Source organism: Phenylobacterium sp. (assembly GCF_030654915.1).
Classification (GTDB): Bacteria; Pseudomonadota; Alphaproteobacteria; order Caulobacterales; family Caulobacteraceae; genus Phenylobacterium.
In genome coordinates, this window is record NZ_JAURWM010000337.1 from 1 (window position 1) to 4,151 (window position 4,151).

Genomic DNA, 4,151 nt, shown 5'->3' on the forward strand with positions numbered 1-4,151 from the left:
ATGGCGGCATGCCAGGCTTCGAGATCCCGGGCATGCCCGGCGCGAACATAGGCGTGCTCAACATCAACGACATGCTGTCGAAGGCGATGGGCGGCAAGCGCACCAAGACGCGCAAGACCACCGTCAAGGAATCCTATGACCTGCTCGTCAACGACGAGTCCGACAAGCTGCTCGACCAGGACGAGGTCGTGCGCCAGGCGCTGGAATCGGCCGAGAACGACGGCATCGTCTTCCTCGACGAGATCGACAAGATCGCCGCGCGCTCGGGCGTCGTCGGCGGTCCGTCGCGCGAAGGCGTGCAGCGCGACCTCTTGCCGCTGATCGAAGGCACGACCGTCTCGACCAAGTACGGACCGGTGAAGACCGACCACATCCTATTCATCGCCTCGGGCGCCTTCCACGTCGCCAAGCCGTCGGACCTGCTGCCCGAACTCCAGGGCCGGTTGCCGATCCGGGTTGAGCTGAAGGCCCTGAGCCGCGACGACTTCCGCCGCATCCTGACCGAGCCGGAAGCCAATCTGATCCGCCAGCACCAGGCGCTGCTGCTGACCGAGGGCGTCACCCTCACCTTCACCGAGGACGCCATCGACGCCGTCGCCGACGCCGCCGTGACCGTGAACAACTCGGTCGAGAACATCGGCGCCCGCCGCCTGCAGACCGTACTGGAAAAGGTGCTGGAGGAAGTCAGCTACACCGCCTCCGACCGTTCGGGCGAGACCTTCGCGGTCGACGCCGCCTACGTGAAATCCCGCGTCGGCGAGTTGGCCCAGAACACCGACCTCAGCCGGTTCATTCTGTAAGAGGCGGCCGCCCCACCCGTCCGTCATCCCCGGGACAAGCCCAGGGATAACGGACGGGGAGTGGGCCGCTTAACCCCGGCGAGCGCCACGCCACCGCGCAATCACCGCTTGCCTCGCCCCCTCAAACGTCGATGAATTCCCCGGCAACCGCTGGGGAAAAGCACATGCAGGTCGAACTCGCCGAAGAACGCATCTTCCGGATGACCGATCGCTTCAGCCTGGAGCACGCCGAGGGCCGCGCCTGGTCCAAGCGGCTGGAGGCGTTCGGCGCCCTGGCCCGCGTCACCGGCCTGTTCGCCCAGCCCAAGGAGGACGAGTTCGCCGTCATCTATCGCGAGCGACGGCTGCAGCCGTTCTGGCGGGTCACCGTCTCCACCGCCACCGCCTACGAGCGCGCCCGAACCTACCCCGTGAAGGTGCCGCCCGAGGTTCGCGAAGTGACCATCGGCGACATCGTCCTTCCGGCCAGCAACAACCAGATCCAGGTGGTGGGACTGGAATCCTGCCGCGAGGAGACCCGGCGCGAGACCCTCATCGACGGATTGAACAAACAGCCCTCCCCGGCCCTGGCGAGCTACCTGCAGCACGACGCCATCGAGAGCAACGCCGCCGCCCTGGCCGCCGCCACGGCAGAGGGCATGGTGATCGTCCCGCCCGAGGCCAAGGCCTCGATGGTGGTGCGCGATGTCATCGCCTCGGCCATCGGCAAGATCGACGCCGACCGGGTGACCGAGGAGCTGGTCAGGGTCGAGGCGGTCGACCTCTACTACCGCCCGGTCCACGCCTTTCGCTATCGGCGCGGCGACAAGGAGGCGGTGGTCGAGTTCGACGCCATCACCGGCGAGACCAAGGTCGGCGGCGCCACCTTCGAGCAGTATCTGGGCAAGGCGCTAGAGCCGAAGTTCCTGCTCGACGTCGGCGCCGAGACCCTCAACTTCGTGATCCCCGGCGCCAACCTCGCCAAGCTGATGATCGTGAAGGGCCTGGAGCTGAAGGCCGGCAAGTGACCCCCGAACCCGTCATCATCGATCTCGGCGAAGATCACGCCGTGTCCGGCCTCTGGATGAAGCCGGACGCGGCGACGGCCGTCCTGGTGCTGGCCCACGGCGCCGGAGCCGGCATGGCGCACAAGTCGATGACCGCGATCACCGAAGGGCTGGCCGGGCGCGGCGTCGCCACCCTGCGCTACAACTTCCTCTATATGGAGCGCGGGTCGAAACGTCCCGACGCCCCGGCCTTGGCGCACGCCGCCGTCCGCGCCGCGGTCGCGCAGGCCGCGCGCCTGGCGCCGGACCTACCGTTGTTCGCCGGCGGCAGATCGTTCGGCGGGCGCATGACGTCGCAGGCCCAGGCGGCCCAGCCGTTGGCCGGCGTGCGCGGTCTGGTGTTCTTCGCCTTCCCCCTGCACCCGCCGGCCAAGCCCGGTGTCGAGCGCGCAGAGCACCTCGCCGAGATCAAGATTCCGCTGCTCTTCCTGCAAGGCTCGCGCGACGAATTCGCCAGGCTCGACCTGCTGGAGTCCACGGTGGACGCCCTCGGCGATCTCGCGACCTTGAAGCTGCTGGACGCCGCCGACCACGCCTTCCACGCGCCAGCCAAGACCGGGCGCAAGGACGCCGAGGTGCTGGGCGAGGCCCTCGACGCGGCCCGCGCATGGATCGGCGATCACGCGCGCTAGGCCCGGGCTTCACCGGAAGGTCAGGATACGCTCCAGCACCACCGCGACGCCGTCCTCATTGTTGGTGGGCGCGATGATGTCCGCCGATCGCAATAGCGCCGAGTGCGCATTCCCGACAGCGACACCCAAGCCGGCGAGCCGCAGCATGGCCAGATCGTTCGGCATGTCGCCGAACGCGACGACCTGAGCCGCTGTGATCTCCAGTTGGTCGCATAGCACCTGGAGTCCCGTCGCCTTGGAGACCCCACGCGCGGCGATCTCGACAAATGGCCCGCCAGAGTGAGTTACGTCGCCACCGGCGATCAGCAGCGGCATGATCAAATCGACAAGATCGTCCGGTTCACGGTGAGGGTGATGGACGATCAGCTTGGTCACCTCCCGATCACACAGCTGATCGACATGATCCACATATGTGGGATGGAGGCTCATGGCCTCCTCGAACAGCTGGGGGAACTCCGGCTCATAGCCAAGCATGTGGCCAAATTCGACGGCGAAGACGGCCTGGGGATCGGCTGACCGCACGGCGGCGACCAACTCCCGCGCCAATTGCCCGCCAAGCGGTGCATGATGCGTCATCTCACCGGCCGCGAGGTCGAAGAGGATGGCTCCATTCGAGCACACAGCCATGCCCTCCAGTCCAACCTCGCGGGCCAGATCACGGACGATCCTTGGCGGCCGAGCGGTTATGAACGCCAAGGCGATCCCGGCGTCCCTCGCGGAATGCACCGCGGCGCGCGTGCGCGCTGAAATCGTGCCGTCAGAGCGTAGGAACGTCCCGTCGAGGTCAGTGGCCACCAGCGCCAGATTGCGCGCGACCGCGGCCAGGAGATCATCCAAGGGGCGATGTCTCCACGTTCCGCAGCTAAACCCGTCCTCGCCGCGCGTCATAGATCGCCCGTTCCAGGGCGTGGGCGAAGTCGGCGCGTTCGGCGGGGCTCAAGGCGGCGGCCACATGGGCGTGGCGGCCCGACAAGGCCAAGCGCACGCCGACGACCACGTCATCCTCATCGATTTCGCGCGCCACCCGAGTGAAGGCGGTCGGGCTTTCCCAGATCACTTGGCTCGAGGTCGGCGTCTCATAGACCACCCGCACCTCGCGTGACGTGACTCGCACCCGCTCGATCCGCTTGGCCGCCGCGTAGCTGACCAGGAAGGCGGCTATGATCGCCAGGACGTCCAACCCCAGGAACAGCGGCACCAGGGTCGCGCCCATGGCCAGGAAAACCGCCGCCGCCACGCTGTTGAAGAGGGTGACCACGCAGATCAGCACCACGAACCCTCGCTGCGACAGCGAGCGGTTGGGGGTGATCACGGCGTCCATGTAGACGAGGCCATCCATCGTGGCGCGAGTTTAGTCCGGAAAACCGCCGTGCAAAGCCTCAAGCTCTTGGCGAGCCGCGCAACGCGGGCGATGGTCGCGCCGACATGGCCAAGCCCGTTACCAAGAAGCGTATCAGCCCCGCCGAAAAGGCCCGGGTCGAGGAACTGTTCAGCCGCTTCCTGTCGCTCAGCGACGATCCCCGCACCGAGCTGAATTACCACAGCCCCTACACCCGGATCGTCGCGGTGGCGCTCTCGGCCCAGGCGACCGACGTCGGGGTGAACACGGCCACGGCCATGCTTGTCGCGGTGGCAGATACGCCCGAAGAAATGCTGGCCTTGGGCGTGGAGGG

General features: G+C 67.2%; 5 protein-coding genes and 1 pseudogene. 4 read left to right on the forward strand and 2 right to left on the reverse strand.

Annotation, left to right across the window (positions count from 1 at the left end; all coding sequences use genetic code 11):
- The 3 genes from Q7T84_RS17505 to Q7T84_RS17515 all read left to right on the forward strand — a co-directional run.
- The coding region (locus tag Q7T84_RS17505; RefSeq protein ID WP_304811395.1) for an AAA family ATPase at positions 1–800 on the forward strand (800 nt) is incomplete at its 5' end.
- 164 nt (positions 801–964) lie between these two features.
- Positions 965–1,807 (forward strand): hypothetical protein, encoded by an 843-nt coding sequence (locus Q7T84_RS17510; RefSeq protein WP_304811398.1) that lies wholly within the window; start codon positions 965–967, stop codon positions 1,805–1,807.
- Positions 1,804–2,478: an alpha/beta family hydrolase gene (locus Q7T84_RS17515; protein WP_304811400.1), complete on the forward strand. Its 675-nt coding sequence runs from the start codon at positions 1,804–1,806 to the stop codon at positions 2,476–2,478. The genes Q7T84_RS17510 and Q7T84_RS17515 overlap by 4 nt, the downstream gene beginning before the upstream one ends.
- Before the next feature lie 9 nt (positions 2,479–2,487).
- Here Q7T84_RS17515 and Q7T84_RS17520 read toward each other — a convergent pair whose 3' ends face one another.
- Both Q7T84_RS17520 and Q7T84_RS17525 read right to left on the reverse strand, forming a co-directional pair.
- Entirely contained in the window at positions 2,488–3,315 is an 828-nt protein-coding gene (locus Q7T84_RS17520; protein ID WP_304811402.1) for a Cof-type HAD-IIB family hydrolase, read from the reverse strand.
- Between the two features lie 25 nt (positions 3,316–3,340).
- Positions 3,341–3,817, reverse strand: a complete 477-nt coding sequence (locus tag Q7T84_RS17525) for a DUF2244 domain-containing protein (RefSeq protein WP_304811404.1) — start codon at positions 3,815–3,817, stop codon at positions 3,341–3,343.
- Between the two features lie 86 nt (positions 3,818–3,903).
- On the opposite strand from Q7T84_RS17525, the pseudogene Q7T84_RS17530 reads away from it, so the two are divergent.
- Positions 3,904–4,151 (forward strand): annotated as a pseudogene (locus Q7T84_RS17530) (endonuclease III); the annotation flags it as partial.